Genomic DNA, 5,081 nt, shown 5'->3' with positions numbered 1-5,081 from the left:
TCGTCGTTGTGCCTTGCCAGTCACCCTGCGGGACGCACCCTGACGACCGTCCAACCACTCTTTTTAGGTTGAAGTCCGACCGCGAGGCGGCTTGTGTTGGTTGTGCGGTTAATCGGGTCTTTTCAAGACGCCGCCTCGAATCCCGCGACCACGTCGAGCAACTCGCTGGTGATGGCTGCTTGGCGCTCACGGCGGTAGTGGCCGGTGATCTCCTCCAGGCGCTCGTCCAGGTTTTTTTCGGCCGCCTGCATGGCCGCGAGGCGGCTGCCGTGCTCGGCCGCGAGGGACTCGGCGCAGGCGCGGAACAGCACGCTGAAGTAGTGCTGGCGCAGCAGGTGTCCGAGCAGCTGGCCGCGGGGTAGGGTATAGAGCGGCAGCCGTCGGGACGGCCAGGGTGCTTGCGCCCGGCGCTGGAATCGGGTCGGGTCGAGGGGAAACAGTCGCTGGTGTCCCGGCTCGTAGCCGGCGCGGCCGGTGGGGCGGTTGTGGTAGAGGTCGACGCGGGCGATGCCCTCGGCGCGCCAAGCGTCCACGCGCAGCAGCAGACGCTGGACGATGGCGGTGATGCCGGCAGCGGAGCTTGGGGTCGGAAAGATCTGCGGCAGGCCCCCGGCAAGGTGCTCCAGACCCGGTGCGACGCGCTCGCCGACGGCGAGCCAATGGCGTACCGCATGGCCGGCGCCCAAGTGCTCACGCACATGCTCGGCCATGGCCTCGTTAAAGCGTCCGCAGAGCCCGTGATCGGTGCCGAGGACGATGATCGCCGCCGGCGTGCCCGCGCTCCGTTCCGCTGCCGCGTCAGGGTGCTCTCGGCTCGCCGCCAACGCCTGCGGCGCGTCACGCAGCACCGCCCGCAGCCCGAGCTCCACGGTGCCCTCGTATTCCGCCAGCGCCGCCGCGGCACGCTCGTACTGGCGGATGCTCGCGGCGGACAGTGCCTTCATGGTCCGGACGATCTGCTCCAGATCCTCCAGGTTCTCCATGCGCTGCTTCAGCGATTCGATGGAGGCCATGCTGCTCTGTGCTCGGTTCCGCGCTCAGCTCTGGTGATCGCGCAGGTCGGCGACCGCCGCCGTCGCCGTGTCCGCAAGCGCGGTCCAGGCCTCATCGTCCAGCTCGCGGCCGGTGTCGATGCGCTCGCAGAGGTCGGCATGCCGTTCTTGGACCTGCTCGCGAATGCGCTGCTCGGCGGTGCCAACGGCGTCCACCGGCACGTCGTCGAGCAGCTCCTCTTTGGCAGCCAGCAGCACGGCGATCTGCTCCCAGGCCGCAAGCGGGCTCGCTGCGTCCTGGCGCAGGATGCGCCGTACCCGCCGGCCGTGCTGGATGCGGCGCTTGGTGCGCTCGTCGAGCCGCGTGGCGAAGCGGGCGAAGGTCTCCAGCTCCTCGAACTGGGTGTAGGCGAGACGCAGGTCCCCGGAGACCTGCCGAAAGGTCGGGTACTGCGTCTTGCCGCCGACTCGAGACACGGAGCGACCGATGTCCACCGCCGGCAGCCTGCCCCTGCGGACCAGCGTTGGCGACAGCTAGATCTGCCCGTCGGCGCTGGCAATGAGCTTGGTGGGGATGTAGGCACTGATGTCCTGCGCCTGGGTCCCGCCGATCGGCAGGGCCGTCCCCGCACCGCCGCCCCGCTCCCCACCCCGGTGCGTCGCCCGCACCCGGAGCCGCGGGCGGCGGTCGAACCACTCCCCGCGGAGGGCCTCCCCCACCGGCGGGCGCCGCAGCAGCAGCGAGAGCTCGCGGTAGGCGCGGGCGTGGCGCGTGAGGTCGTCGTACACCACCAGCACGTCCCGGCCCTGATCCATGAAGAACTCGCCCATGGCCGTCGCCGCGTAGGGGGTGATGTACTGGAGTCCAGGCGGGTCCTCGCCGGAGGCGGCGACGACGATACTGTGCGCCATGGCGCCCTGCTTGCGGAGGGTCTCCACGGCGCGGGCGACCGCCGTGCCGCGCTGGCCGATGGCGCAGTAGATGCAGATCACGTCGCTGTTTTGCGTCTGCCGGCGCTGGTTGATGATGGTGTCCAGCGCGATCTGGGTCTTGCCTGTCTGTCGGTCGCCGACAATGAGCTCCCGCTGGCCGCGGCCGATCGGGATCATGGCGTCCACCGCCTTGATGCCCGTCATCAGCGGCACGCTCACCGGCGCACGGTCCATGATGGCCGGCGCCGGGCGCTCGATGGGCCGGCGCTCTCGGGTTGCGGGCGTGCCGCCGCCGTCCAGCGGGCGGCCGGTGGCGTCGATGACCCGCCCGAGCAATGCCTCGCCGACTGGTGTGTCCGCGGCGCGGCCGGTGGCGCGCACGCGCATGCCGGGACGGAGACTGTCGCTTGGCCCGAGCAGCACGATGCCGAGGGCGTCTTCGTCCAGGTTCACGGCGAGCCCCAGCACGCCGTCCGGCAGTGCCACGAGCGCCTCGAAGCCCACGCGCGGCAGTCCGCCGACGCGGGCGATGCCGCCGCCCACCTCGAGCAGGGTGCCGACATCGTCCAGCGCGGGATCGCCCGCGGTCTCAGCGAGGGCGTCGCCGATATCGGTGAAGGCTTGATCCAGAGCTTGGGTGAGCACTTTGAAAAGTTTGAAGCGAGAAGTTAGAAGTGCGTGGTGCGTCTGTGGGAGCGGCCTCTGGCCGCGACGGCTTCCAGGGCGCCGGGGGCGGCTTGTCGCGGCAAGGATGCCGCTCCCACATGCGATCGCCGCCGTGGGACCCGCCGCTGGCCGCGACGATGTCTAGTCAGCTCGTTGCAGCCTCCTTTCCCCGCTCGGTGTCAGTATCGGTTTCGGATTCGGTGTCTGCGCTCTCGCGCTGACGTTGGTCCAGGTGCGCCGTGAGCTTGCGCTCGAAGCCGTCCAGGTAGTCCGCCAGGCTCCAGGCGAGGCGGCGGCCGTCGGCCGTGAGGGCGATGCCGCAGACGAGCGCCTTGTCCTGCTCGAAGTCGGGCTTCGTCCCATCGCCCAGATGCTGTTGGATCAGGTCGCGCAGCCGCCCGCGGCGGTCGTCCTCGAGCGCGAAGCTGGTACTGACCACGAGCTCGCGGGCGTTGCGGAATTGCTGGCGCTCGTCGTCGTCGAGCCCTGCCAATTGCTTATCGAGGGTGTCGAACATGCGATCTTCGAGCCGAACGTCGGCGAGATCCGACAACGCCTTGCGGGCCAGCGCTGCGAAGCCCTCGGCGGTCTGCCGGCGCAGCTGCTTGAGAAAGGCGTCCTGCTCGTCGCGCAACTGCTGGCGCCATTGCTCGCGCTTGTCGTCCACGTCTGCGCGGGCCTCCTCCAGCAGGCGCTGCTTCTCGCCGTCGGCCTCCTCGCGGGCCTGTTCCAGCACGGCATCGCGGCGGTCCTCCAGGTGGTCCATGCGCTCATGCAGGCGCTCGCGCTCGCGCTCGGCGGCTTCCTCGCGCTCGCGGGCGGATTGCACCCGTTCGGCGATGCGTTCTTCGCGCCGGGCCATGGCCCTGGTCACCGGTCCGTACAGGAAGTGCTTCAGCAGCCAGACCAGGACCAGAAAATTGACGATCTGCGCGGCGACCGTGAGCCAGTCGATCTGCATAACGCCCGCCTCAGCCGCCGCCCGCGACTTGATCCCAGAAGGGGTTGGCGAAGATCAAGATCATGGACACGACGAAGCAGTAGATCGCCGTGGATTCGATCATCGCCAGGCCCACGAACAGCGTCCTTGTGATGGTGGCCGACTCGTCCGGCTGCTGGGCCATGGCGGTGAGCGCCTGCGCCACCGCGCGGCCCTCGCCGAGGGCCGGCCCGATGGCGCCGATGGCGATGGTGATGCCGGCGGTGAAGATGGAAGCGATGGCGATGAGGGATTGGGGGTCCATGTTTCTGAGTTTCGAGTTTCGAGTTTCGAGTTGCGAGGGTCGAGGGTCGAGGGTCGAGGTTCGAGGTTCGAGGTTCGAGGGGCGAGGGTTGATGCAGACGGTCGGGCGGCGCTCGGTCAGTCGGAGCCGTTTTCCTCGCCCCTCGACCCTAGCCCCTCGTCACTCTGTCTGTGCGCCGAACTGGCCGACGCGATATACACCATCGCCAACACCGCGAAGATGTACGCCTGAATCATCCCGGTGAGCAGCCCCAGCAGCTGCATGACGATGGGGAAGAGGAAGGGCGTCAGGCTGATCAGGATGCCGACGATGACGGTGCCGCTCATGATGTTGCCGTAGAGTCGCACGGCCAGGGCCACCGTGCGGGAGAGCTCGCCGATGAGGTTGAAGGGCAGCATCAGCGGCGTCGGCTGCACGTAATGGCGCAGGTAGCCCACCGCTCCGCGCTTGAGCACACCGTACAGCGGCACGGCGGTGAGGACGCAGAGCGCGAGCGCCGTGGTGGTGGACAGGGAGCCGGTCGGCGGCAGGTACCAGGGCACGATGGTCAGCAGGTTGGACGTGGCGATGAAGACGAACAGGGTGCCGACGAAGGGTAGATACGGCCCAGGCTCCTGGCGGCTCACGTCGCGGATCTGGTCCCGGAGCCCGGTCACCACCACTTCCAACAAGTTCTGCCAGCGCGAAATCTCGGGCCCCGTGCTCAGTCGCCGGGTCACCAGCCAGGAGCCGAGTGTCAGCAACAGCATGATGAGCCAGGTGTAGGCCAGGGTGGCGTTGATGTGCAGCCAACCCCATTGCCAAAGCACGATTTGGTCCGGGCTGATGGTCATCGCTTGTGCCTCTTGGCCGCATCAGCTGCTTGTTCATTGGCACTGCCGTTGCCGGGGCCCCCGTAGCGGCGCAGCAGCAGCGTGCGCATAGCGATGACCCCGAGCAGCCCCGGTATCAGTGCCATCCAGCCATTCCCGGTCCACTGTTTCCCGGCGATGAGCAGCGCCCAGAATCCGCCCAGCAGCACGGCCATGCGCAGCAGGAGGCTGCCGCCCAGCAGCAGGCCGGGGTGCCGAGCCCGGCACCGCTCGCGCACCGTGTGGGATACCCCGGCATCGAATATCAACCCACGCCCGACCCCACACGCGAAGACCACGAGCCACAGTGACCCAATGTTGAACGAAACGTCGACCACCTGGGACACCCTCAGCTCATGCGCCGGAGAAACGCGGTGCCCACCGCGCCCACAAGC

Annotated in this window: 7 protein-coding genes; all 7 read right to left on the bottom strand. The window is 68.6% G+C overall.

Annotated elements, in window-relative coordinates:
• Positions 1–122 precede the first annotated feature (122 nt).
• Positions 123–1,013 carry a F0F1 ATP synthase subunit gamma gene (locus I6U14_RS06455; RefSeq protein ID WP_296897828.1) on the bottom strand — a complete coding sequence of 297 codons (891 nt, stop codon included), beginning with the start codon at positions 1,011–1,013 and terminating at the stop codon, positions 123–125.
• Between the two features lie 24 nt (positions 1,014–1,037).
• Complete coding sequence (locus I6U14_RS06450; protein WP_296897827.1) at positions 1,038–1,469, bottom strand: hypothetical protein; 432 nt, start codon at positions 1,467–1,469, stop codon at positions 1,038–1,040.
• 57 nt (positions 1,470–1,526) lie between these two features.
• Positions 1,527–2,570 carry a hypothetical protein gene (locus I6U14_RS06445; protein WP_296897826.1) on the bottom strand — a complete coding sequence of 348 codons (1,044 nt, stop codon included), beginning with the start codon at positions 2,568–2,570 and terminating at the stop codon, positions 1,527–1,529.
• A 166-nt stretch (positions 2,571–2,736) separates the two neighbouring features.
• Complete coding sequence (locus I6U14_RS06440; protein WP_296897824.1) at positions 2,737–3,552, bottom strand: F0F1 ATP synthase subunit B; 816 nt, start codon at positions 3,550–3,552, stop codon at positions 2,737–2,739.
• A gap of 10 nt (positions 3,553–3,562) precedes the next feature.
• Complete coding sequence (locus tag I6U14_RS06435) at positions 3,563–3,835, bottom strand: F0F1 ATP synthase subunit C (protein ID WP_296897822.1); 273 nt, start codon at positions 3,833–3,835, stop codon at positions 3,563–3,565.
• Between the two features lie 116 nt (positions 3,836–3,951).
• Entirely contained in the window at positions 3,952–4,668 is a 717-nt protein-coding gene (locus I6U14_RS06430) for a F0F1 ATP synthase subunit A (RefSeq protein ID WP_296897820.1), read from the bottom strand.
• A partial coding sequence (locus I6U14_RS06425) for an ATP synthase subunit I (RefSeq protein WP_296897819.1) occupies positions 4,665–5,081 on the bottom strand: 417 nt, incomplete at its 5' end. The genes I6U14_RS06425 and I6U14_RS06430, both read right to left, overlap by 4 nt.

It is taken from the genome of Thiohalocapsa sp., assembly GCF_019695415.1.
Classification (GTDB): Bacteria; Pseudomonadota; Gammaproteobacteria; order Chromatiales; family Chromatiaceae; genus Thiohalocapsa.
The sequence above is the reverse complement of the archived record's forward strand: the minus strand, read 5'-3'. Positions and strand labels throughout refer to the sequence as shown.

Coding starts and splice junctions, on each gene's coding strand:
- I6U14_RS06440 (WP_296897824.1), bottom strand. CDS start 3,552: ATGCAGATCGACTGGCTCACGGTCGCCGCGCAGATCGTCAATTTTCTG.
- I6U14_RS06430 (WP_296897820.1), bottom strand. CDS start 4,668: ATGACCATCAGCCCGGACCAAATCGTGCTTTGGCAATGGGGTTGGCTG.
- I6U14_RS06455 (WP_296897828.1), bottom strand. CDS start 1,013: ATGGCCTCCATCGAATCGCTGAAGCAGCGCATGGAGAACCTGGAGGAT.
- I6U14_RS06435 (WP_296897822.1), bottom strand. CDS start 3,835: ATGGACCCCCAATCCCTCATCGCCATCGCTTCCATCTTCACCGCCGGC.